Origin of the sequence: Nitrosomonas mobilis (assembly GCF_900103035.1) — a bacterium.
In the GTDB taxonomy this organism is placed as follows: Bacteria; Pseudomonadota; Gammaproteobacteria; order Burkholderiales; family Nitrosomonadaceae; genus Nitrosomonas; species Nitrosomonas mobilis.
Genome location: NZ_FMWO01000111.1, coordinates 17,575 through 42,454, shown reverse-complemented (window position 1 = coordinate 42,454; position 24,880 = coordinate 17,575). Strand labels below are relative to the sequence as shown.

General features: G+C 46.4%; 17 protein-coding genes and 2 pseudogenes. 11 read left to right on the top strand and 8 right to left on the bottom strand.

Going from position 1 to position 24,880, the window contains the following annotated elements; genetic code table 11:
* Both NSMM_RS14905 and NSMM_RS14900 read right to left on the bottom strand, forming a co-directional pair.
* Nucleotides 1–860 (bottom strand): IS1595 family transposase (locus tag NSMM_RS14905; protein ID WP_090283480.1); only part of this gene is annotated, 860 nt, incomplete at its 3' end.
* Nucleotides 861–1,668: 808 nt separating this feature from the next.
* Nucleotides 1,669–2,624: pseudogene (locus NSMM_RS14900) on the bottom strand (IS1595 family transposase).
* Nucleotides 2,625–2,724: 100 nt separating this feature from the next.
* On the opposite strand from NSMM_RS14900, the gene NSMM_RS14895 reads away from it, so the two are divergent.
* Entirely contained in the window at nt 2,725–3,189 is a 465-nt protein-coding gene (locus NSMM_RS14895) for an MFS transporter (RefSeq protein ID WP_143001971.1), read from the top strand.
* A 32-nt stretch (nt 3,190–3,221) separates the two neighbouring features.
* Complete coding sequence (locus NSMM_RS14890; protein WP_090288707.1) at nt 3,222–4,481, top strand: amidohydrolase family protein; 1,260 nt, start codon at nt 3,222–3,224, stop codon at nt 4,479–4,481.
* A gap of 152 nt (nt 4,482–4,633) precedes the next feature.
* Here NSMM_RS14890 and NSMM_RS14885 read toward each other — a convergent pair whose 3' ends face one another.
* The 3 genes and pseudogenes from NSMM_RS14885 to NSMM_RS14880 all read right to left on the bottom strand — a co-directional run bounded on the left by NSMM_RS14885 (nt 4,634) and on the right by NSMM_RS14880 (nt 7,208).
* Nucleotides 4,634–5,860, bottom strand: coding sequence for a GMC oxidoreductase (locus tag NSMM_RS14885; protein ID WP_425412392.1), 1,227 nt, complete (start codon nt 5,858–5,860; stop codon nt 4,634–4,636).
* Between the two features lie 411 nt (nt 5,861–6,271).
* Nucleotides 6,272–6,394, bottom strand: a pseudogene (locus NSMM_RS17240) (NAD(P)-binding protein); the annotation flags it as partial.
* 25 nt (nt 6,395–6,419) lie between these two features.
* The gene (locus NSMM_RS14880) at nt 6,420–7,208 is read right to left on the bottom strand and encodes a gluconate 2-dehydrogenase subunit 3 family protein (RefSeq protein ID WP_090288704.1); all 789 of its coding nucleotides are present in this window, start codon (nt 7,206–7,208) and stop codon (nt 6,420–6,422) included.
* Nucleotides 7,209–7,707: 499 nt separating this feature from the next.
* Here NSMM_RS14880 and NSMM_RS14875 point away from each other — a divergent pair, with 499 nt between their 5' ends.
* The 4 genes from NSMM_RS14875 (at nt 7,708) to NSMM_RS14860 (ending at nt 11,964) form a co-directional block, all read left to right on the top strand.
* Entirely contained in the window at nt 7,708–7,944 is a 237-nt protein-coding gene (locus NSMM_RS14875; protein ID WP_090288702.1) for a hypothetical protein, read from the top strand.
* A gap of 26 nt (nt 7,945–7,970) precedes the next feature.
* The gene (locus NSMM_RS14870; RefSeq protein ID WP_090288700.1) at nt 7,971–9,242 is read left to right on the top strand and encodes an alpha/beta fold hydrolase family protein; all 1,272 of its coding nucleotides are present in this window, start codon (nt 7,971–7,973) and stop codon (nt 9,240–9,242) included.
* Between the two features lie 63 nt (nt 9,243–9,305).
* Nucleotides 9,306–10,025 carry an MlaA family lipoprotein gene (locus tag NSMM_RS14865; RefSeq protein ID WP_218121152.1) on the top strand — a complete coding sequence of 240 codons (720 nt, stop codon included), beginning with the start codon at nt 9,306–9,308 and terminating at the stop codon, nt 10,023–10,025.
* Nucleotides 10,026–10,776: 751 nt separating this feature from the next.
* Nucleotides 10,777–11,964, top strand: a complete 1,188-nt coding sequence (locus NSMM_RS14860; RefSeq protein WP_090288696.1) for an endonuclease/exonuclease/phosphatase family protein — start codon at nt 10,777–10,779, stop codon at nt 11,962–11,964.
* 577 nt (nt 11,965–12,541) lie between these two features.
* On the opposite strand, the gene NSMM_RS14855 is transcribed toward NSMM_RS14860, so the two are convergent.
* From NSMM_RS14855 to NSMM_RS14845, 3 genes are read right to left on the bottom strand one after another with little or no spacing between them, the layout of a single operon-like run.
* A complete protein-coding gene (locus NSMM_RS14855; protein WP_090288694.1) occupies nt 12,542–15,655 on the bottom strand; it encodes an efflux RND transporter permease subunit in 3,114 nt (1,037 codons plus the stop codon).
* Between the two features lie 3 nt (nt 15,656–15,658).
* Nucleotides 15,659–16,843 (bottom strand): efflux RND transporter periplasmic adaptor subunit, encoded by a 1,185-nt coding sequence (locus tag NSMM_RS14850; RefSeq protein WP_245654843.1) that lies wholly within the window; start codon nt 16,841–16,843, stop codon nt 15,659–15,661.
* A 22-nt stretch (nt 16,844–16,865) separates the two neighbouring features.
* On the bottom strand, nt 16,866–18,356 hold the full coding sequence (locus NSMM_RS14845; protein WP_245654842.1) for an efflux transporter outer membrane subunit: 1,491 nt from the start codon (nt 18,354–18,356) through the stop codon (nt 16,866–16,868).
* A gap of 288 nt (nt 18,357–18,644) precedes the next feature.
* On the opposite strand from NSMM_RS14845, the gene NSMM_RS14840 reads away from it, so the two are divergent.
* The 5 genes from NSMM_RS14840 to NSMM_RS14820 all read left to right on the top strand — a co-directional run bounded on the left by NSMM_RS14840 (nt 18,645) and on the right by NSMM_RS14820 (nt 24,795).
* Nucleotides 18,645–18,932: a sll1863 family stress response protein gene (locus NSMM_RS14840; RefSeq protein ID WP_090288690.1), complete on the top strand. Its 288-nt coding sequence runs from the start codon at nt 18,645–18,647 to the stop codon at nt 18,930–18,932.
* Between the two features lie 995 nt (nt 18,933–19,927).
* On the top strand, nt 19,928–20,641 hold the full coding sequence (locus NSMM_RS14835) for a TIGR04283 family arsenosugar biosynthesis glycosyltransferase (protein ID WP_090288688.1): 714 nt from the start codon (nt 19,928–19,930) through the stop codon (nt 20,639–20,641).
* Nucleotides 20,642–20,661: 20 nt separating this feature from the next.
* Nucleotides 20,662–21,708 carry a methyltransferase domain-containing protein gene (locus NSMM_RS14830; protein ID WP_090288686.1) on the top strand — a complete coding sequence of 349 codons (1,047 nt, stop codon included), beginning with the start codon at nt 20,662–20,664 and terminating at the stop codon, nt 21,706–21,708.
* Nucleotides 21,699–22,649: a radical SAM protein gene (locus tag NSMM_RS14825; protein ID WP_245654841.1), complete on the top strand. Its 951-nt coding sequence runs from the start codon at nt 21,699–21,701 to the stop codon at nt 22,647–22,649. The genes NSMM_RS14830 and NSMM_RS14825 overlap by 10 nt, the downstream gene beginning before the upstream one ends.
* Before the next feature lie 13 nt (nt 22,650–22,662).
* Nucleotides 22,663–24,795: an FAD-dependent oxidoreductase gene (locus tag NSMM_RS14820; protein WP_090288684.1), complete on the top strand. Its 2,133-nt coding sequence runs from the start codon at nt 22,663–22,665 to the stop codon at nt 24,793–24,795.
* Nucleotides 24,796–24,880 lie beyond the last annotated feature (85 nt).

The window sequence follows — 24,880 nt, the reverse complement described above, 5'->3', positions numbered from 1 at the left end:
AAATCAAAACGGCGATTGAAGCGATAGGAGAATTCTGCAAGATAGCGCTGTGCATACTTGGCGTGATTGAATGCATGGTAGGTTCCGCTGAAGGCAGTCTTGAGATTGCCAAGAAGCGTATTGACCCAGCGAAACTCGGCACGCTGCACAGCAGATTTGCCACTTCCCACAATATGGCGCTCATGCTGCGCGGCTGTATGCGTAACCGCCCCGAAACACCCCAAACCATCAGATACGACTCGTGCAGTAGATGACAGACATTCAGCCGACCACTGTTTGAGCGCTTCATATGTAAAACCCGCTACGGGAGTCAAGCGTATATAAAGTGGCTTCCCCTCGCTGTTTGTTTGTATTGCCGCTACAAATGGCGTCTTACTTGCCGCGCCCCGCCCGCGCTTTCCCGGCCTTTCACCTCCCAGATAAGCATCGTCAACCTCCACGCGTCCATCCAGACGGCGTTGCTCTTCGCGCAGCAGCATGGTCTGTAACAGCTTATGCTTGATCGACCATGCCGTTTTGTAACTTACCCCCAGCTGACGTTTGAGTTCCAATGCACTGACCGCATTCTTGCTTTGCGTCATCAAGTAAATGGCCAGAAACCAGGTTCTTAGCGGTAATTTAGTATTTTCAAACACGGTGCCGACAATTGAAGAACATTGGTAGCCACAATCCAGGCATTCCCATAGCTTGCGGCCGTTATGGGTACAGGAATATCGCTCCCCATCGCAGCGCAGGCATCTCCAGCCATGTGGCCACCTCGCAGCAAACAATGCTGCTTCACATTGTGCTTCCGTGCCATATTGATGCAGAAATTCATGCAGTGACAGGCCTGCCTGAAACTGAATTTTATTCATCGCCATTGCCATCCTCCTCTGATTTTGCTACGTTTCTTCGCAATTTGTAGATTTTACAAGATTTCTGAGAGAAGTAACTAATCAGGTATTTTTTTATCGGAAGTCTGGCTGGGCTTTTGGTGATACCAATATTAAATATTGGTATCAGGCTGATATTATTCTTGTTTCATCTCATATTCGTATTCATTATTGTTTGCTTTGCACTCTATTTTGTCAGTTTTATTTTGACAATTTTACTGTGATAGCGGGCAGACGGAACGCTCCCCTGACTGGTGATCAATCGGCCAGACGATTGTGCATGGTTCGGTGCTGGTGGAGAGGCAAATCTCCAAGTCCGGCGAGTGATAAAACGGCGATACGTTTTGATGGTGTGGTGAAGGTTGGAACAGATTGTTGTTCCCGTAAACACACCATCGGTTAAGGAACAGTTTAACCTATTAATCGAACCTGGATTATCAAATACTGAATTTCAAATCAGGTTAAGGAATATAGCGTCACCATAAATTACTTTAACCTAACCATAAGATTAAGATCAATGTCTTATATTGGCGCGCGATTTTAGCGATGCTTATTGCCTTCAACACGGTAACTGCAATCAACACTTACTCGGATAGGACGTTACTAATCCAAAACGTTGTCATTATTTAAAATAAATATTTCACCATTTCACCGCCCAGTTTGAACAATTGGCTGTCGCTGGATGACAGCTTCTCTAGGTTGACCAGCCGTTCATTTGAAACTGGTGACTGACTGTTGATGGCCGAAAGCGACCCAAAGCGGGATTTGGATTGATAGAACTTTAAGAATTTCCTGATTAACAACAAACGTCAGCCATTCGAATAGAGTGCAAGGGCTGCGGAGTGGTCGAAGCAGCGGCGATCAGCAATCGTTCGTGCAGTGAGCAAAGATCAAAACGCCGGTTGAATCGGTAGCTGAAGGCGGCAAGATAGCGAGCGGCATACTTGCGGAAGTTGAAAGCATGGTAACAACCCGACAAGCTGGTCTTGAGATTGCCGAGAATAGTGTTGATCCACCGGAACTCGGGAGTCTCCTTTGGTTTGCGTCCGGCGATAACTGTAAAATGGTGGCTACAGCCAATTTTGGTGACGGCACCAAAGCAGGCCAAGGCATCCGAGAATACCGTGCAGCCGGGTGCCAGACAATCCTTTGCCCAAGCTGAAATTGCCTTTAGCGTATAAATCCCGAGACCGGGGTAAGCCTCACGCGCAAAGGGTGATCATCCTCAGTCAGAGACACAGCGACAACAATAGGCACCTTATTCTCTGAACCTCTGCCCGCTTTTCCTCCCGCACGCTCTCCACCAAGATAAGCATCATCGACCTGGATTCTGCCATCAAGGACATAGCGCTCCTCACGATTAGCCATCGCCTGCATCAGTTTGTGGTGTATCAACCATGCCGTAGGATAGCTCACTCCCAGCTGGCGCTTGAGCGCCAGGGACGACAAACCAGTCTTGGCCTAACTAACCAGATAAATTGCCAAAAACCAGACGGTCAACGGTAGTTTAGTGCCCTGAAAAACTGTCCCGGCAATCAATGAGGCCTGATGTCGGCAGGCTCTGCATTGAAAAACCTTGCGTATACCATCACGTATGGCATAGTAAGCAGTACCGTTACAGCGTGGACAGTGAAACCCATCCGACCAACGGGCAACCTCCAGCGCTAGCTCGCACTGCACCTCCGTACCAAAGCCCTTGAGAAATTCCAGCATCGACAGTCCAGATTGAAACTGAATTCGATTCATCGCCATGATCGATCACTCCTTGTATCATTTAACAGCCATGACTTTTATGTCGCAACAAACTCGTCAGACAAATCTTGCTGACGTTCGTTGCTAATCAGGTGTGGAATTGATTGACTTCATCGGAGGCATTGGACTTGCGCTGTTAATTTTCGGAATAGGGTCTGTTCTATCGGTCGTTGTGACAGCCAAATTTATTGATGCCCATTTGCGTGCCTTAATCGTATTTATGCTCGCCATTGGTGGCCTTTCAATGATCCTTTTGCTTATGTTTGGCGGAGCTGCTGGGATCTCGCATATTGCGTTTTTCCTCTGGGGCGTTGCCTTCGGTCCTGTTGTTACGATGTACCAAACCGCAGTCACAAAACAGGTTAAAGACGGTGTTGCTGTTGCAACGTCTGTACAGTCCAGTATCTTTAACTTTTCTATAATGATTTCAACCTGGATCGGCGGGCTATTGTTAACCCGTTTCCCTGAAACCGGTGTCACAGCCATTGTTTACGTGTCGCTAACGGCATTCGCCCTGGCTACTATCATCGCGTTTTTCGCCAAAGGCACACTCAGAGCTTCCTAAAAGCATTTTCAAATCCCAAAAGGAGAATAAACATGAAAAAATTTATCAATGCCCGCATCTACGGACAGCACGACGAAACAAGTGAAATTTCAGTCGACAAAGGTCTGATTAAGCAGATTGGAAAAAATCTGCCGAAGGCTGATGAGGAAATTGATCTTCAGGGTCGCCTTGTGATCTCGCCATATGTCGATGCTCATTTGCATTTGGACTATGTGTACACCGGTAAAAATGACGGCGCCGCAAACTTAACCGGCACGTTGTTTGAAGGCATTGCCCGCTGGCATGATGTGAAAAAGACCCAAACTTTCGAAGAGGCCAAGGAGCGCGCACTGAAAGGGATTAATGAAGAAGTCTCCAAGGGTGTCCAGTTTATCCGGACACATATTGACGTAGATGACCCCAAGCTGACAGGTTTGAAGGCAATGCTGGAAATACGTGAGCAACTCAAAGACAGTATCACCATCCAGATCGTCGCCTTTCCGCAAGAAGGGATGTATGCCTATAAGGGCGGCGATGAAATGGTCGAAGAAGCGTTAAAAATGGGCGCAGACTGCGTCGGGGCTATCCCGCATTTCGAATGGGCACGCGAGATCGGCGAAAAGTCTATGCACAAAACCGTAGAACTGGCGATGAAGTATGACAAACTGATTGATGTCCACTGCGATGAGACCGATGATGTCATGGCCCGTTTTGTTGAATTGCTCAACGCTCTGGTGATGTCCGAAGGCATTGGTGCTCGTACAGCGGCCAGTCATACTTGCTCTTTCGGCTCTGCAGATAATGCTTACGCATTTCGTATGATGGCATTATTTAAAAAATCAGGGATGCACTTCATCTCTTTGCCAACCGAGAACGCTTATCTGCAAGGCCGACAAGATACCTACCCAAAGCGTCGCGGTCTCACTCGCGTAAAAGAGCTATGGGAGAGTGGTATCAATGTATGTTACGGGCAGGATTCTATCAATGATCCTTGGTACCCGGCAGGTAATGGGAATATGATGAATATTTTGGATAACGGTATTCATCTGGCACAGACGATGTCGTTCGATGAATTAGATCGATGCCTCGATCTAATTACTATCAACGGTGCCAAAACACTGAATGTTGAAGATGAGTATGGCATTGAGGCGAGTAAACCGGCTAACTTTATAGTCTTGAATGCAAAAACGCCGTTTGAGGCTGTACGCCAGCGGGCTGACGTATTGGCATCTATCCGCAACGGCGAATATCTATTTAAGCGCCCTGAGCCTAGCTACGAGGTTGAATTCGACGCCTTGGAGAGGATTAGCTAAATGGGTGCATGAGTGGGTAGACCGAGATAATCAAGAGTTTTATTGATTGCCCTGCATTCCAAGATGACGGTGATGATCTTCATATTCCCGCCGCAGTGCGGGCAGTGCTCGGTGCGCTGTGAGCGTCCATGTAAGTCTTCAGCCGATCTCTGTCAGGTATCGCCTTTATTCGTCTTTGCTTGCTGCACGAGGCCGCCACCCTGGCTGAAATACTTGTTTATGCCTTCAGCCGCCCGATACGCAAACGCCCCTATTGTCACGGTTGGGTTGTAATTGCTGTTGTGCGGAAACGAGGAGCCGCCGACAACAAACAGATTTTCCATATCCCACATTTGCGAAAACGTATTCACGGCGGAGTTGTGCGGGCCTTCGCCCATGATTGCACCGCCAAAGAAGTGGTCAGTAAAAAACCGGTGGTTAAAGTTGGTATCATCAGGCACGTCGTCAACATCAACGATATCCGCACCCATCTGCTGCATAATTTGTTTGCATACGGCAACGCCGGCCCGCGCCCGTTTGCGATCCTGGTCTTGGTATTCGCACGTAACACGCAATAGCGGATTTCCGAGAGCATCCTTGTAAGTAGGATCCAAATCCATGTAGCTGTTTTTATTAGGCAAGAATCCGCTTTGGGGCGTTATAAATAAGTTGCGGTTGTAATAGTAGATCGAATTCTTTTTGAATACCTTTCCCCAGGTCGGTGTCCCCTTTGGCACATGATTGTTGGCAATTGGGCGCGCACCCAGCTGACTGTAATGCACTTCGAATCCATGCAAGTAGTCAGAATTCGAGTGATCTTTGTTATCCCCGCTAAAGTCGTCAATGGTGGCACCGAGCGCTCCGGTTCCCATAAACGTATTAAATTTTTTATCCTTAAAGAATCCGCGGGCACCAATATACGTGGAGATATTAGTGAAATGCCCGGTGAAGTTCTTGCCAATAATGCCGTTTCCGGTTTTTGGATCATAAGGCTTACCGATGTCCGATAACAACAACAGGCGCGTATTGTTAAAAACGAAGCCCGCCAGCACGACGACATCGGCTGGTTGTTCGTAGGTTTTGCCCGTGTTGGTATCTGTATATACCAGGCCGGTTGCACGCGTTCCATCATGAGCGACGCGCGTTACGTTGGCGTTATTACGCAGCTCGAGGTGTCCCGTTTTCTCCGCAGTCGCCAGTACCGTAACGGTCGGACTCGACTTTGCATTAAAACCGCAGCCGTACTCTTCGCAGAAGGCGCAGTACATACAGCCATTGATTAGCTCGCCATCGGGGTTGGTATACGCTTGCGACATGTTGGCCGACGGCAAATGGTAAGGATGATAACCAAGCTTTTTACTCGCGTCCTTGAACAGCGTAATAGTTGGCGTAGTTTTCATCGCCGGGTTGGGGTATTTGTCCGAACGCCGTGGTCCAAGCGGATTCTCTTCTCCTGAGATTCCCGCTGCTTTTTCATATTGATCGTAGTAGGGCTCGAGCTCGTCGTAAGTTATGCCCCAGTCCTGAATGGTGGTGCCCTGCGGAATCTTTTCCGCGCCGTAACGCTCGACGGTTTTAGAATAAATCTCAAAATCGTAGGGCAGCCAGCGAAAGGCTATGCCGTTCCAGTGATCGCCTGCACCGCCAGTATCTGTGCCTAGCCTTGCATGATAATTATTGCGTACTGGCAATGCTGTTTTGTTCAAACCGTTGCGCGACGTTAACGTTTCCTTACTTAAATCCTGCATCAATTCGTAGCGCGACGAGTAGCGCAATTCATCTTTCATTGCGACGAAGTCGCTGGATCCCCTGGCTTTACCACGTTCCAGAATAACGACGTTATGCCCCTTCTTGGTCAGTTCAGCAGCTACAATACCGCCCGCCCAGCCGGAACCAACAATGACGGCATCGACTTTATTCAGTTTTTCGGTCATTACATAATCTCCAGCATTTTTTGGTCTAACCCTGATAGTCGGTCAGGCTTATTGGCTCCAGCTTCACAAACTCGTCTTGTTCAATAACGGCTGAATAAGACGCTTGAGCGCCGGGATACTCCTTCATCTTCCAACCCTGCATATTCTTGTTGCCGCCATACAAAGGGTCGGAATAAGCGCCTTCGAGAGTCGTCTGTCGCAATAATGTAAAAAAGTCCGAGGCCGCTACGCCGACCATATCGATATCATCATTCTCGAAAGCCTGCAAAATCTGGATTTGCTGTTCCTCGTTAGCGCTTTCGAAACGCTTACCGAAACGTTTTTCGCTTACCTCATTCAGTTTACGCAAGCCATTTAGAAAAATGGCACCTCTATTCATAGCCGACTGCTCGGGGTGCGGCTGTACATGCCCAGGGTCTTGGCTTGCTTGCGGTTGAAACGGCCCGGCCCGATAGTCTTGTCCGTTGACGCCCCATAAGCCGGCCAATTGCTTATCTATAAAATAAGGTACGTTCAAACCAACGGCTCCCGGACCGTTATCGTCTTCCGGGAACACGCATTCCGTAGCCGCTTTTAGAACCTCGAAATCGTCGGTACGCGTAAAAAATTGCCGCGCTTCCTGAAAATTGGGTGTCTCGGGTTGCTTTTGTTCCTTTGGTTCATTCGGTTTGGCCTGCGCGGCCTGACCTACAAAAACGCCACCAAGCAGCGCACCGCCGACAGAACCACCGGCCACCCGGCTTGTCGCCTTGATGAAATTCCGGCGGGTCGGGTCGTCTACAACGGTGCCATTTGAATCTGTATCGTCGGTCATGGTTTAATCACTCCTTTAGAGTATATAACGACGATATTTCGTCGTGCGCTAGCCCTTAAGTACTACTGCAGCTGATGGGGTATAGGAAAAATAAACCACCTTTTCAATGAGATTTGAATGTACTAAAAGCTGCTTCGGTTGTCAAACAAGGTAATAATCGATCAAAAAATGACCGCATTCTGGTCCAGTTAGCACAAAAAAGTCAAAGAATTCTGCTGCGTTCTGGCGCTTCAGGCGAGAGGCACTCAGGGGTAAAGGTCAGGGTTCTGTCGCATTAACCGCTAAAACTCATAATTTCGGATGAACTGACATGTCATTTCTTTAAGCTAGACGGATTTATTCTGCCAGCGGATAAAATTGCTTTGCAAAAGATATCTGATGATGTCTGATATTCTTCTGTCATTTGATCTTTATGGGTCATGTGCATCATTTCGATATAGCGGGCCCTAATTTTCGGACAGCAAATTAAGATGGTAACCTGCTGTAAAAGGAGCAGGAGATGAGTGGAACAAAGCGCAAGAATTTTACGGGTAATTTGAAGGCTAAAGTTGCACTTGAAGCAATCCGCGGTATAAAGGCAGTGAATGGAATAGGCCGGGAGTTTGGTGTACATCCGACGGAAGTTGGTTTGTGGAAGAAAGAGCTACAAGAGCAGGCATCTCAGAGGTTAAAACAACAAGCTGTCCCTTGGAAGATGGATTCATTGCGGCCGTTCTATTTTATTCGTAGCATATAAAATCTTAATTGCATTCAAGAAGCATTATGAAAAAAATACTGATCTGTATCTCTTCGTTTTTTGTTTTAACAGGTGTCTACAGCAATTCCTCGGCCTATGAATACCCGATAAAAGATCCTTTTGTGGCTACAATTATTGGTACGTCCGAGGCGTTTAAAGCTGAGGTTCCGGAAAATGTTAACGTTAAAACCAAAAAACTGAAGGTGTTCAAGGATCGAAAAACTCCTGATATTTTTTGGTACGACGAGAACCTGAAATATTTTCTGGCACCTCAGAAAGGGGCGGCACCATTGATTTTTGTTATTGCTGGCGCTGGGAGTGATTATAATTCATCTAAAATCAATATGCTGCTTAGGGTTTTCTACCAGGCTGGTTTTCATGTTGTCACGCTGAGTTCTCCCACACATCCAAGCTTTATCGTTTCGGCATCGTCAAATTCAGTCCCCGGTAATCTTCAGGAAGACTCCGAAGATCTTTATAACGTAATGGAACTAGTCTGGGAGGATATCCGAAACGATCTGGCTGTGACCGAATTTCATCTCACCGGCTACAGTCTGGGGGGCGCTCAATCCGCCTTTATTTCAAAAATAGATGAAGGTCGTAAAACTTTCAATTTCAATAAGGTATTGATGATCAATCCGCCAGTCAATTTGTTCAATTCCGTCAGGATATTTGATGATCTTCTGGTCAATAATTTGCCGGGTGGACTGGACAAAATGGACGAATTCATGGCTGAAACCATGGATTTATTATCTGAAATTTACGTAATGGGCGATTTTGTCGATATCAACGAAGAATTTTTCTATGAAGTATTTAAGACCCTAAAAGCTACTCCGGAAAAACTGGCCGCTATTATCGGTATTACATTTCGCATTTTTGCTGCAGATATGTACTTTGTCTCCGATGTTGTCAGAAAAGGCGGATATATAGTCCCTCAAAGCCTGGCACTAACCAGCACAAGTTCGTTAACCGACTATATGAGCGTTAGCTTCAGGATCAGCTTTCTAGATTATTTCAATGAATACTTTTATCCATATTTCCAAGCCAAATACCCAAATCTGAGCAAACAGGATTTAATTGCCAGCACTAGCCTCAAAAGTATTGAGGATTATTTGATAAGCTCGAAAAAAATCGGACTAATGACCAATCAGGATGATTTTATTCTTGCATCAGATGAACTTGATTATTTGAAACGTATTTTTAAGTCGAGAGCGAAAATATACCCAACTGGCGGCCATTTAGGGAACATAGATTACAAAGACAATGTGGAGTACATGCTTAATTTTTTTAAGCATTAAACAGTACGGGAAACAATGATCAATAAATACCTGCTCACGATAATCCGACTTCTCATTCTGTTATTGAGTTTCGGCGTGTTGACGGGTTGCAGCCTGGCGCCCAAGCAACAAGACAAAATTATTCCGGCTCAAAGAACTTTAAGTGACAATGAAGATATCACCTATCCTATGCGAATCTATGATCCGTGGGAGGGTTTCAACAGGAGTATCTATAAATTTAATGCCAAATTTGATCAGTATGTGTTTCTACCCGTTGTTCAGGGTTATGAATTTATCATGCCAAAAATTGCCCAGACTGGGATTAATAATTTCTTCTCCAATTTAAGTGAATTATCCAATTTGATAAACTCAATTCTCCAATTAAAACCCAAATCATCATTACATGCTTTGTCCCGCTTTCTAATTAACTCGACTTTGGGTATTGCCGGGCTTTGGAATCATGCAAGCACTTGGGGAATACTTGAATACCAGGAAGACTTTGGACAAACTCTGGGGCATTATGGTGTAGGTGATGGCCCCTATCTGGTAGTACCAATAATGGGCCCGATGAATGCCCGCGACGGTTTTGGTTTGCTAGTCGATTCTTTGGCTTATAACGTCGTCTACTGGTCTGCCTTTAACTTTTCTACTCATCAGGTTGCAGGGGCTACATTTAGTCTCACTAGGGCCATTAATATGCGTAAGCAAACCAAATTTCGTTACTATCAGAGCGGCTCGCCGTTTGAATACGATTTGGTCAGGTATTTGTATACGCAAAGTCGAAAACTGGAGATTGCCAAATAGATGAGTGCAAAAATAAGCATAAGCGAACTGCCTATTGGGTGTTGAGCTGGTCTGGCTTACGAAGATGGCCTGTGTTTGCTAATTTCAACTTACTTGCAATTCTCTGACTTTCCATAAGCGGCACCCTCACTATAAGCCACCCGATGAAGAATTGAGCCTGCGTCTGGAAGCTCCATTACGTGTATTTCGCCATGGTCGTGTCCAGTGATATACAAATACCCATCCGGACCCCACGAGCCCCCGGAATTGCTCATGGGTAAAGCTGGTGCAACGCAAGATGCGGACCCATAGCCCAGAGGCTTTATTGCGAAAAATAAAAAAAGCTATATTTGATTTTTCAGTTAGCTGTTTTCAAACAACTCTTAAATTCATTTGTTGTTGTCTTTACGAATCAGACAAGCTGGCACACCAACCAGCGATATTTTTGAAAGATGAGTTGTTAGCTACTGTTTGTTAGTAACAAATTGTATAGAAAAATAAAGTGGCATTTAATTTGTCTTTGACTCCGGTTATCTATCAGTTGACTTTGATGTGCAGTTAGCGGGGCAGTAGTGATATTGTTTTGATTTCTGAAAAAATAAAATGGAAGTGCATTTTTTTATCCCTAGGCATATCGGCGCCTTCATCAACCGTACTATTCCTGATTTCTTGGGGCTGTTTGAGACTCTTGTCGGGAAGCGTTTGTTGTGTGCAAAGTGTAGATCAAGCAACATAATCGAGACTTAGAAAGAGTGAATCAGGATAACAATTTATGACGAGTGCCGCTACGACGTCAATTTTACAATCATGGTTTGGCAGATTTCGTCAATGGATGTGGATGATCGTTGCCGCAATGATATCGGCCGGTTGCGGCACTACATTCAAACATGAGCCACTTCCACAAAATGGCCTGGCGCGAGTACCCGAAATCCAGATCGACCCGATTACGGGCGTCCGTTCTCTTGAATTGAGCGTATTGATTTACAACGTAGCTGGCTTACCCTGGCCGATAGGTTGTGGCAAAAAATCTCGGACCGAGGATGAGTACGGGGATAGAATTTCGATAGCCTGTAATAGAAGCGCGGCGTTGCGAGACATCGGTGATTTTCTTGGAGAGCTTCGCCGGCAAGGACTGGAACCAGACATCGTGATGTTACAGGAAGCATTTATCTCTGCGGCGGCGGAGATACCGGTCCGTGGTGGATATCCAAACTGGGTGGCTGGACCCGGTGTTTCGGATCTTGGTTTGAAGTATTCCGACCGCGTCAGCCAAAGCTTTATTGATGATCGTAGTTTTTGGAAAGGGGAGAAGCTGGGCAAATGGCAATCCAGCGGACTCATTCTTGCCAGTAACTTTCCCATTAAAGTGGTATACAAGCACCCGTTCAATCAGTGGGAATGCGCTGGTTTCGACTGCCTGGCAAACAAGGGACTATTAGTCGCCGAGATCGAAGTGCCTGGATTGCCTTACCATCTTCGAGTAGCTACCACTCACTTTAACTCCCGAGGCCGCTCCGGCGTTACGGACGAGCGAGCACTCATTGCTCATAACCTTCAAGTTGACGAAGCCAGAGATTTTCTAAGAAAAATAATAAACCGGGATCTGCCATTCATATGGGGAGGGGATTTGAACATGCGCAATTCTAGCGATCGCCTCGTCTACTTTGTCGAGACTTCTATTTACAGGATAAATGAAGTTTCCGCGTTTTGTAGCGCGAACCCGGAAGACTGCGAAACTCAGTTTGAGTGGCATTCTGATGCACCTTGGCAGGAAACTCAGGATTTGCAGGGGTGGGTGCCTGGCAACCAGATTTCCGTTATGCCGCTCTCCATGGAAATGCTGTTTGATGATCCTGTCGACGGGATTATGACTTCGGATCATGATGCTGTGTTCGTCAAGTACCGATTGAGTTGGCCAGTATTGAGAAATCTCTCGCCGGCATCGCCAGAAATAAGATGAAAACCAAAACCTAATACTTCACAACAATTAATCGAACAAAAATAATACATAAAAAGAGCGGAGCCTGTCTATCATCATAGCGGCTATGCTAGATTTTTAAAATGTCAATCTTTCAAGTATTTATCAAGGTTTTAGTGTTTCAATTGATATTTTTTAGTATATATATTTTATATTATGAGACATTGGGCTCCGCCGAAAATTTGAGTTGTCTCATTTTGTTATGACGTCGGAGATTGTGGTTGGACGCACGCGCGCTTGTTAATTAGCAGAATGTAGAGCGTAATATTTTTATTACAATGGCGGTGCCCATGGCTTATGCCATAAAGTGTGTCGGATGGATGAGTATTGTCGCTAGATTGGTTGCAGCGTATTTGTGGATTGACCTGCCGGTCCCAAAACAGTGCTTGAGCAACCACTGATTAGCCAAGCCTTGGAAAATAGAGGCCGATTTTACTTGATGTAGCTGTTAAGCAAGCACTTTTAGAACATATTTCTACCAAATCAAGGGCAAATCCCATGCATTATTGTCCTATTTTAAGAAGACAATTGCCGGTTGTCATTTTGCAAATTAATACGCTTAAAGGCGAGTTTTGGGTTGCCGCATGTTTTCCGTCATAGATTGAATGATCACGTAGAAAGCCGGAACTAAAATTGTTCCAATGATTGCTGAAACCAGCATTCCTCCAAAAACAACAGTTCCGAGTGATTGACGACTTGCTGCGCCTGCGCCTGATGCGACGACTAATGGGAGCACACCGAGAATGAAGGAAATCGCTGTCATCATGACTGCTCTAAAACGGAGTTGGGCGGATTTGATGGCTGCTTCAGCTATCGACAGCCCACTCTCCCTTTGCACTTTGGCAAACTCGACGATAAGGATTGCGTTTTTTGAAGCCATACCGACCAACATGACGAGACCAATCTGGGCGTAAATATCCAAAACATTTCTCATCCCCCACATCATAATGAGCGCGCCTGCTAAGGCGACTGGAACGGAAAGTATGACTCCCCAAGGGATGGACCAGCTTTCGTATTGGGCTACTAAAAACAAGAAAACAAATATTAAAGCCAGGCCAAATATGATGGGTAATTGAGAACCTGTCTGAACTTCTTGAAATGACATACCAGACCATTCAAACTCTGTTCCATCTGGAAGCACTCGCTTTGCAAGTTGTTCCATTGCAGATATGCCTTGCCCGGAACTTAATCCAGGGGCAGGGCTTCCATTGATTTGTGCGGAACGATACATATTAAAACGTGTGAGGCTATCAGGACCCAACATCGAGGATGTTTTTGTTAATGTCCGAAGAGGAACCATAACGCCTTCTGAACTTCGCACATAAATACGTCCGATATCATCAGCATTGTCCCGATAAGGTATTTCGGCTTGAAGAATTACCCGATAGACCCGGCCAAATTTACTAAAATCGTTGACATAGAGAGAACCTAGTTGTGTCTGTAAGCTTGAAAAAATCTCTCGCACGGGAATGCCCAGCGCTTTTGCTTGCAGGCGATCTATTTCCAGCTTTATCTGTGGAACATCCGCGCGAAACGTGCTGTACACATTTTGCAAATGAGCATCTTGATTGGCTTCCATTAAAAAGCCACGCATTGCTGCAGAAAGATCTTGGGGGTCGCCGCCTCTTTTATCCTGCAGCTGAAATTCAAACCCCCCGGTACTGCCTAGGCCACTGATAGGTGGGGGAGTGAAGGCGATCAAATTGGCGCCGGGAATTTGCGCCATCATGCCCCATATTTGTGCAACAAGTGCATCACTGGATAACTCGGGTGATGTGCGTTCATCCCAAGGCTTGAGAATACTGATCACCATTCCTGAGTTTGATTTGACACCACTCAGCAATCCAATTCCTGCTAAAGAAACGATATCCTCTACGCCTGGAAGGTCGGAGAGTAGCGCCTCGATTTGTTTAACCACGCCGTCGGTTCTGTTCAAAGAAGCGCCATCAGGCAGCTGGATGTCGACAAAAATAATGCCCTGATCTTCCTGAGGAATAAATCCTGTCGGCGTGTTTTTGAATACCCAATATGCACCGCCTGTAATGATTAGTAAAATTAGTGCTGTCAGTACTAATCGCCTTACAACAATTTTTACGCAAAATAGATAACCTTCAGTAACTCTTCCAAATGCCTTTTCAAACCAGCGCAGTGCAAACCACGGACGTGCCTGTTGTTTTCTAAGAATCATGGCGCATAAAGCGGGACTCAAGGTTAAAGCTGTGAGCGATGAAATAGAAACAGCTATGGCAATCGTTACAGAAAACTGCCGATAGAGCTGACCTGAAATACCGTCTAGAAAAGCGATGGGTACGAATACCGCTAATAAAACCAATGTGGTGGCAATAACAGGACCAGTGACTTCGGTCATTGTTTTTTTTGTAGCATCTTGGGGGGATAATCCTTCCTGTAGATGACGCTGGACATTTTCTACCACTACAATTGCATCATCTACGACGATGCCAATCGCCAACACCAGCGCAAACAATGACAAAGTGTTGATGGAATAACCCATCGCCAGCAAAATAGCAAAGGTTCCGATTAGTGATACAGGAATTGCCAGCGCCGGGATCAAGGTGGCACGCCAGTCTTGGATAAAAGCGTAAACCACCAATATGACCAAACTCAAAGCAATAAACAGCGTTTGAACGAGCTCTGTCAAAGAGTTATTGATAAACCGAGTGGAATCGTAGGGCAAGGCATACTCAATATCTTCAGGGAATCGTTCTGCCAGCTGTTTCAGAGTCTTCTCGATACCCTGTGCAACTTCCAGTGCGTTGGCTTCTGGCAGCTGATATACAGCGAAATTAACAGCAGGGGATCCATTCAAACGAGAAAGAACATTAAACGTTTGGGAACCCAGCTCTACGCGCGCGATGTCTTTCATTTTTACAGTAGAACCATCTGCTTGTGCCCGGATAATAATATCTTGAAATTCTGATACTTCGGACAGCCGTCCTTTGGCTTGAATGGTGTATTGGAATTGTTGATCGGGAGCCAAGGGTGGCTGCCCAACTTGTCCGGCTGCAGCTTGTATATTTTGATCGCGGATAGCAGCGGTCACATCTTCAGTGGTGATGGCTAAATCCACCATTTTGTCTGGATTTAGCCAAATCCGGATCGAATAATCTTGGGCGCCAAAAATAGAAACCTGGCTGACACCTGGGACTCTAGAAAGTACATCGTTTACATTTAAACTGATGAAATTACTAAGAAATAATTGATCGTAGGTTCCATTCGGCGATGTAAAAGATACCATTTGTAAAAATTCAGGAGATTGCTTTCGTACCGTAATTCCTGAGCGGGTGACATCCTCGGGCAATCTTGGCGTGGCCAGGGACAATCGGTTCTGGACATTTACCATTGCCATATCAACGTCAGTTCCGATTTCAAACGTTATGTCTAGCGTGTATGTCCCATTATTGGCACTTTCTGAAGACATATAAAGCATGCCCTCGACACCATTAACTACAGATTCAATCGGTGCAGCAACGGTTTCTTCTACAACCTGGGCATTTGCGCCCGGGTATGAAGCACTGACTTGTATTTGCGGTGGTGTGATTTGGGGAAATAGAGAAACAGGCAGTTTTAACAGGGATATCAGACCAGCAAGTACAATGACAATAGAAATGACGAAAGCGAAGCGGGGACGCTCAATAAAAAAATTACTAAACACTGGTTATTTCTCGATCGGTTGAGAAGTAACCGCTATGGTAGTTTGTACGGTAATGCCGGGGCGAACCTTTTGCGCGCCCTCAGATATCACTAATTCGCCCACCTGCAAACCTTGCTTAATGATCCAATTTATGCCGATTTTGTCACCTACTGTCACTGAGCGTTTTTGCACGCGGTTGTCAGTATCAACAACCAGCACATATTTCCCACTTTGATCTTCCTGCATAGCCGACTGGGGAATAACATGTTCCGCCTCTACATCATCTCGTCTTACCAAAACTTTAACAAATTGTCCCGGCATCAGTAAGCGGCGGCTTTGTGGCGTATTTGTCTGACCAGGTAATTCTTTTGTATCGGGGTTTGGGAAAATTGCTCGAATCGTGATAGTTCCAGTCTTTTCATCCACGATGGGGCTGATAAAATCAGATTTTCCTTCAAAAGGATAAATGGTTCCATTGGTAAGTTGAATTTTAGGAACAAATATAGTCGACTCTCGCTTCTCCAACTGGTTTTGAAGTTCGGTAAGGAAATCAACTTCGCTCACCGTAAAAATCACATACAGGGGGTCGATTAGCACGATCGTTGCTAAAGTGCCGGAGTTTGGTGAGACGAGATTTCCTGGGCTGATAGAATTACGACCGATGCGCCCATTGATCGGGGAGCGTATTTCAGTGTAACTGAGATTCAATTTAGCCCGGTCCAACATGGCATGGGCACTGGTTAACAGCGCTTGTGCGCTAAGAAAATCACTGCTGGCTTTATCAAGGTCCATTTGTGACACCCCGCCTTGGCGCACCGTTTTTAATCGTTGCAAATAAGATCTGGCGTTCTGTAGAGTAGCTTTAGCTTCGGCTACTTTCGCTTGTGCAGCCTTAACTTCGATTTGATAAGGCGCTGGCTCTATCACGTATAAAATATCACCCTCTTTAACGCTATCTCCTTCTATGAAATTCCGTTTTTCCAGAAAACCTTGTACACGAGCCACTAGATTGACCGTTCTGAATGCGGCGGTGCGACCTACCAGTTCATGAGTTTTGGCGACTTTTTCCTGAATAACCGGCGTAACCATTACTGCCGGGGCAGGCTGTTGTAGTTGGCTTGCAGAATTACTATCATCATTTTGACAGCCAGAAATAATGACCAACAAAGAAAGACCTAGCAGAGAAATAAGCAGTTTTACTTTTTTCAAGTCAACGTTCCTCAAATTGTGTTTACTGTTGACCTAAAACTGCCTGCGGTGCATCTTGCATCAGTGGTTTCCATCCGCCACCCAATGATTTATACAGACGAATCAAATTGGAAGTAACTTTGCCTTCACTCACTGCCAGCTGATCTTGAAAGGAAAATAAGGCTCTCTCTGCATCCAGCACACCAATAAAATCAGTTAGGCCCGCAGTGTACAACTCACGCGACAGGCTAACTGCTGATTTTGCTGATTGTGTGGATTTTATCAAAGCTTGTCTGCGAACTTGTTCATTCGCAAAATCGATTAAAGCATTTTCCACATCTTTAACTGCGGTTAATACCGAAGCCTCGTATTGAATCAGCGCCTGATTTTGTTGCTCACTTTGAACATTTATGTTTTGTCGGATACGACCCGCATTAAAAACTGGCCATGTGATTTGGGGCCCAAGTTGGAAGGCTGCTGCTGGCCCTGTAAAAAAGCTGGCTGCAGAAATGGATTCCAATCCTACGGAACCAAACAAGAATAGTCTGGGGTAAAGATCAGCAGTAGCCACGCCAATTTGAGCTGTTTGCGCTGCTAATTCGCGCTCTGCACGCCGGACATCCGGCCTACGGCGCAGCAAGTCTGCTGGAACGCCAACAGCAACCTCAATGGACACTGTTGGAATTTTTTGGTACTGCTCCAAGGCTTCAGCCAATGATCCCGGGTATTCTCCTAGCAGCACTGCAAGACCATTTTTACCTTGTTCAATACCGGTTTGTAATATCGGAATCTCTGATTTGGTATTTTCCAGGTTATATTTCGCTTGCTCCAAAGACAACGTTGATGTCAGTCCAGCATCTAACCGATTCTGGACTATTTGTAGCGTCTCATCTTGAGATTTCAGATTGTTTACAGCAGCTTCAAGCCGGGCTTGAAAGGCACGAATTTCAATATAATTGATAGCGACTTCGGCCACCAAAGTCACCAGCGTGTCGTTTAATTCTTCTTGGCGCGCTTCAACGGAAGCTTGTGCCGATTCAATCGAGCGTCTGATGCTCCCAAATAAATCAATTTCCCAGCTGGCATCAAAGCCTGAGGAATAAAGGTTCACTTCATTGCCGCTACCGGATTGCCCACTGGATTTTTGGCGCGCAAATGCGGCACCCCCTTCTATTGTTGGAAACAGCCCCGATCTGGCAATTCCCCGCGAAGCACGTTCTTCCCTCAGTCGTGACTGCGCTAACTGAAGATCAAGATTGCCCCTGATGGCCCATTCAATTAATTGCGTTAATAATGGATCTTCCAGAGTGTTCCACCAGTCAGCCAACATTGCGGGGGTTACTTGTTTGGTGAATTCCGTTTTGGCCTCATCTGCTTCTTGCTCAGTTTCAGGAAGCGATAATTTGGCTTTCTGATCTTCGCTCAGTGCGGCATTAAATTTTTCGGGAGTGATTTTTTCTGGTGGCACATAATCTGGCCCAACGGCAGCGCAACCAGTAAGAAATAGCACTAGTAATCTGAAAGTAAAAATCAAGTGCCAGCGCACAATAAATAGTTTCTTATAGGAATGTATATTTAACTGCTATATGATGTTCTTTTATCAGAAGAAATTTAAAAAACGGGATGATCGCATTGATTTGCAGAATAGGTAGTTTATCTGGCAAGCGTGTACTTGTCGATCAACCTAAATTGAAATTGACGAAACCAGGCTATCTTTGAACAGGCTCTTAAATAGTCAGCCTAAGGCCAAGCTGATAGAATGGAAGATTGAGCTGAACTCAACACCAAGCTCATTATAAAACAAACAGAATGGGAGGTACTCATGAGCATGAAAGAAGCCTACGAGAAGAAACTGCAGGCGCACCTGGATGAATGTGCTGCAGAGATCGATAAACTCAAGGCAAAGGCAGATAAAGAAAAAGCTAATGCGCAAATTGCATATTACAAACAAATTGAAGAATTAAAATCTAAGCAAGCAACCTTAGACTCGAAACTTTCTGAACTCAAGGAATCCAGTGAGGATGCCTGGGAAGACCTCAAGGCTGGTGCTGAGAGTGCGTGGGATTCTCTGAGTGGTGCGCTAAAATCGGCTGCTTCCAGATTTAAGTAACACAACAAGAACTCGGCGAGCTGGAATACGAGCATCGTCATACCAGCGACAGGCAAGCGTGTGCTTGCTCGGCAGTGGCTGGCCAGTTAGCTGAGTCGCGCAGATGACTAATGGCAGATCGAGAAAGTATGCGCAACCATCATAAGCGCTAACGCAAAGGCGAGCGGCAACGGCTCAACATCATGGTGTCCAACGACCTCAGCGCCATCGTCCACTATGAATGACGACACCATTAATGCCCAATCGACCATCAATCTGCTCCAACAGATTGAACTACAAAATCCAGGAGCCGTACGGATTCATATCATCTGTGACAACGCCCGTTACTACCATGCCCAGTTAGTGAAGGGCTACCGGCGAATTCCAAAGTCGAACTGGTTTTCCCGCCACCTCATGTGCCGAACCTCAACTTGATCGAGCGGTTCCGGAAATTCTTCAAGAAAACCGTAGTATGAGCGCTACTACGAAACCTTCTCCAATTCAAAACAGCGTGCGACAACTTCTTTGCCGGACTAGACCAGCGCCACGCCTCGCCTCGCTACACTCGCTATTGACCGATCGCTTCCAAATCATCGGTCGGTCACGCTTGAGAGCCAAAATTTGAAGTGCGGTGGGTATAACCGACTATTCAGCAATCCTATGCTGAATAGTCACTATATTTGATGTAAGGAAACCCGTTTACTATCGACTAATATTCAGGTTACAGATGAAAGACGTGCTTATTTGAGACTGCAATTTATCTTTAGTATATTAGTGGCTCGATTAATTGTTTTCTTGACTGTGGGGGGTTAACTTTAAGCAATGCCTGGCACGACCTACATTAGGGCACCTCTAAAAATTCATATTTCGTCGTAATACTTCGTTGCTCACAAAAAATGTTTCCTTACATATCAATTATATGCTGCGTCAACATTTTTTACTCGCGCCTAGTCTTGCTTAGAACTCTGAATTTTTAGAGGCGCCCATTAATCTTATTCAAATGAAGAAAATAAAATATGTGCAGTGTTAGCGTCATTATTCCTTGTTACAAAGATGAGGTGAAATTGGCGTATTTGCTTAAAAAGTTGCATCAATTGCCACATTACCCGACAGAAATTATTGTTGTCGATGGTGCGGGTAGCAAAAAATGCCGCGAAATTTGTAATCAGTATCGTGTTATTTGGCTGTCCAGTGAACCCTGTCGAGGGAAGCAATTGTTGGCCGGGGCTGCATTAGCACAAGGTGATGTGCTATGGTTTTTACATGCAGATGCTCGCTTGCCAACGGATCCATTGCCTGCAATGACGGCAGCTTTTGAGCAAGATGCGGTGGGTGGCTATTTCCGCTTCCGTTTTGACGCCCCTCGCACCTGGACAACACGCGTTTTGGAATTCGCGATTGCCCTCCGGTGTCATTTTGGTGGCGTTCCTTACGGAGATCAAGGGCTGTTTCTCTCACGGCAGATTTATTTTCAAGTTGGGGGCCATGCTCCCTGGCCCTTATTTGAAGAGGTGCCTTTAGTGCGTGGGGCACGTTGCGCAGGGAAATTTCTGCCGTTAAGCGAACCCATATTTGTTGATTCTGGTCGTTGGCAACGTGATGGTTGGTGGCGGCGTACCTGGAATAATCGTAAATTAGCATTGGGCTTTGCCTGTGGTATTACACCGCATGATTTAGCATCACTTTATCAATCTGGAAATCTTTCAAAGACTACCAAAACGTACCTGTAACTTCAATCATAGGGAATGCTATGCAAGAAATAGTACAAAAATATTACGGTGAAACGCTGACCAGCACTCACGATTTGCAGACCGATGCGTGCTGCACGGATACGAGCTTGCCAAATTTTGTTAAGCCATTAATGGCGCGGGTGCACGATGAAGTGCTGACTCGTTATTACGGTTGCGGCCTGATTTTGCCTGAGTTGCTTGAGGGTTTGACTATCCTGGATCTGGGTTGCGGGGCAGGGCGTGATGTATATGTATTGTCGCAATTGGTAGGTGAAAAGGGTCAGGTCATTGGAGTGGATATGACCGAGGAGCAGCTGGCGGTGGCGCGTCAGCATGAAAAATACCACCAGAAAACTTTTGGCTACAAGCGCAGTAACGTCCAATTTTTGTATGGCTATATCGAGCGCTTGCACGAGCTTGAGCTGGCGGATGACAGCGTGGATGTGATTGTATCGAATTGCGTTATTAACTTGGCGCTGGATAAAGCGGCGGTATTGCGCGAAGCCTTTCGTGTTTTGAAACCCGGCGGCGAGTTGTATTTTTCTGATGTGTACAGTGATCGGCGTATTCCAGAGGTATTGACGCATGATCCGGTGCTGTATGGGGAGTGTTTAAGCGGTGCCTTGTATTGGAATGATTTTTTGCAATTATCCCGTAAAAATGGCTTCACAGATCCTCGTCTGGTTGACGATCGACCCATTAATCTTAGTCACTCGGAGTTGGTGGAGAAAACCGGAAATATCCGTTTTTATTCGGCAACCTATCGTCTGTTCAAGTTGCATGATCTGGAATTGGCTTGTGAGGATCACGGACAATCGGTAGTGTATCGCGGCACGATTCCACACCATCATCATGCGTTCCGGCTGGACAAGCACCATTTCATTGAAACCGGCAAACAGTTTCCAGTATGTGGCAATACCTGGCGCATGCTGCACAACACACGGTTCAAGGAACATTTCGATTTTTACGGCAACTTTGACCAGCATTTCGGTATTTTTCCGGGCTGTGGTATGGGCATTCCATTTGCGGATGCAACTGTTGGCGAGCAGACCAGCGGGTGCTGTTGAAAATGAAGGTGACTGCCACAGCCGACGAACAGCGTACACGTTCCAGGTTATGGTATGTCACGACCGATGATAAACCACGTGGTTTTATCCAGTCCTATGCGCTGGATGAGTTGTGGTTACATACTGGCACTGCGTGTAATTTGGCGTGTCCCTTCTGCCTGGAAGGATCAAAGCCAGGCGATAATCGCTTGCAATTGATGCGCTTTGACGATGCCAGGCCTTATATTGATGAAGCACTGACGCTGGGTGTTAAGCAATTTTCATTTACCGGCGGTGAGCCTTTTATTAACAAGGATATGGTACGTATTCTTGATTACTCGTTGGGATATCGCCCTTGCCTGGTGCTAACCAATGCAACCGAGCCTCTGATTAAACGCCTCCCACAATTGGAATCATTGCGTGAACGCATCCATAAATTGCATTTTCGTGTCAGCCTGGATCACTTCGAAGCATCACAGCACGATGTAGGACGCGGCGAGGGGATGTTCGCTCTGGCGCTGGAAGGTTTGCGCAAATTGCATGACATGGGATTTGCACTGTCGGTGGCGAATCAGGTTTTCGCCGATATACCACCGGAAGAAGTTACCAGGAAATTTGCCGCAGTTTTCCGCGCAGCGGGTTTGCCAGAGGACTTGCCGCGTGTTGAGTTTCCAGAATTCTATCCACCTGAAACAGCAGTGTCCGCTCCACAAATTACGCAACGTTGTATGACGGATTTTCAGACCGAGAAATCGCGCCGTGACTTCATGTGTGCTTTCAGTCGCATGGTGGTCAAGATCAATGGCCGGACAAAAGTGTATGCGTGTACCTTGGTTGATGATGACCCAGATTATGCCTTGGGAGAAACGCTAGCTCAGAGTCTGCAGGTACCCGTGAGTATGAAACATCATCGTTGTTATAGTTGCTTTCGGCTTGGTGCGTCATGCAGCGAAATGAAATGATAAGAGAAAAAATGTGAAAAATCGTTGGTGGATACTGGCGTTTCTTGGGTTATTGACAGGGTTGTTTTTTGTTTTTGACCTAGGGCGTTTCTTTAGTCTGGAGGTGCTCAAGGAAAGTCGCGACGACTTGCAACAGCTATATCAGGCACAGCCGTTTTTTGCCATTGGCATCTATTCCCTGATTTATATCGTGATGGCGGCATTGTCGCTGCCGGGCGCAGCGGTGATGTCACTTGCGGGCGGCGCTATGTTTGGACTGTGGGTGGGCGTACCGGTGGTGCTCGTTTCCGCCACAATTGGCGCCACGCTGGCTTTCTGGGCAGCACGGTATGTTTTGCGGGATGTTGTTGTCCGCCGTTTCGGCAGTCGGCTGAAAACCATTGATGTCGGTCTTGAGCGGGACGGTGCGTTTTATCTGTTCTCACTGCGCTTAGTTCCGGTTTTTCCTTTCTTTCTTATCAATATATTGATGGGGCTGACTGCCATACACACACGCATTTTTTTTGGGGCAAGTCTGGTGGGCATGCTGGCGGGCACCGCCGTATACGTGAATGCGGGCACTCAGCTGGCCGCGATCGACAGTTTGTCGGATGTATTGTCCCCGGTGCTGATCGGATCGTTTGTACTGCTGGCAGTCTTTCCGTGGCTGGCGCGCTGGATAACGGGGATCATCAGAACACACCGATTATATGCCCGCTGGACAAAACCAGCTCAATTTGATCGTAATTTGGTAGTGATTGGCGCCGGTGCCGCAGGTTTGGTGACTTCATATATTGCAGCGGCTGTTCGTGCCAAAGTAACATTGATTGAAGGTCATAAAATGGGCGGCGATTGCCTCAACTACGGTTGTGTGCCATCCAAGGCACTCATTCATTCGGCAGCTTTTCTGAAACAAGTGAAAAACTCCGCATCGCTGGGTATTACTACTGCAACGGTTGATTACAAATTTAGTGATGTGATGGCGCGCGTACAGCGAGTTGTGAGTACAGTTGAGCCGCATGATTCGGTAGAACGATACACGAAACTGGGTGTTGAGGTATTGCAAGGAAAAGCGACCATCACCTCACCTTGGTCAGTAGAAGTGAACGGTCAAACCCTGAGCACGCGTGCCATTGTCATTGCCACGGGTGCGCGCCCCGCAATTCCAAACATCCCAGGTCTTGAAACCGTTCGTTACTACACATCGGATACGATCTGGTCACTGACTGAACGCCCTGAACAATTGGTTGTGCTAGGTGGTGGCCCCATTGGTTGTGAACTGGCCCAGACGTTTGCTCGACTGGGTTGCCAGGTAACACAGGTAGAGATGGGTGATTTGATGGCGCGCGAAGATGCCGACGCAGCTACGCTGGTTAAGACGGCATTACAGGATGATGGTGTGCAAATACTGACGCAGACTGAAGCCGTGCGCTGTGAAAAGGATGCGAATACACAATGCCTGATTGTGCGTAACCAGGCGGGCGAGGAGACCGTGTTGCCATTTGATGCCTTGCTATGTGCGGTTGGCAGAGTGCCCCGCACGGAGGGCTTTGGCCTGGAAGAATTGGGCATACCAATCTCATCAAGGCGTACCATTGAAACCAATGCCAGGTTACAAACCATCTATCCCAACATCTATGCCTGCGGTGATGTTGCTGGGCCATATCAGTTTACGCACACGGCGGCACATCAAGCGTGGTATGCGTCGGTCAATGCCTTGTTTGGTGATTTCAAACGCTTCAAAGTTGATTACTCGGTTATTCCATGGACAACATTTACCGACCCGGAAGTTGCACGCGTGGGATTATCGGAAAATGAGGCGAGGACACAAGGTATTGCCTTTGAAGTGACGCGCTATGATTTGAGCGATCTGGATCGGGCCATTGCAGATGAAGCCGCGCATGGTTTTGTTAAGGTGCTGACCGTGCCGGGCAAGGATCGAATTCTGGGGGTGACCATTGTCGGGGAACACGCCAGTGATTTGCTGGCAGAGTTTGTGCTGGCGATGAAGCATGGCCTGGGTCTGAATAAAATCCTTGGCACCATCCATACCTACCCAACCTGGTCAGAAGCGAATAAATACGCAGCTGGAGAATGGAAGCGCGTTCACGCGCCGCAATGGCTGCTGAAATGGGTGGAGAAATTTCATACCAAACAAAGAGGTTAGCAGAATGCTAATGAAACGATTGCTTTTAGCATGGGTTCTGCTGGTATCAGTAAATGCGGCAGTAGCCGCCAAGCTTTGGCAAGAT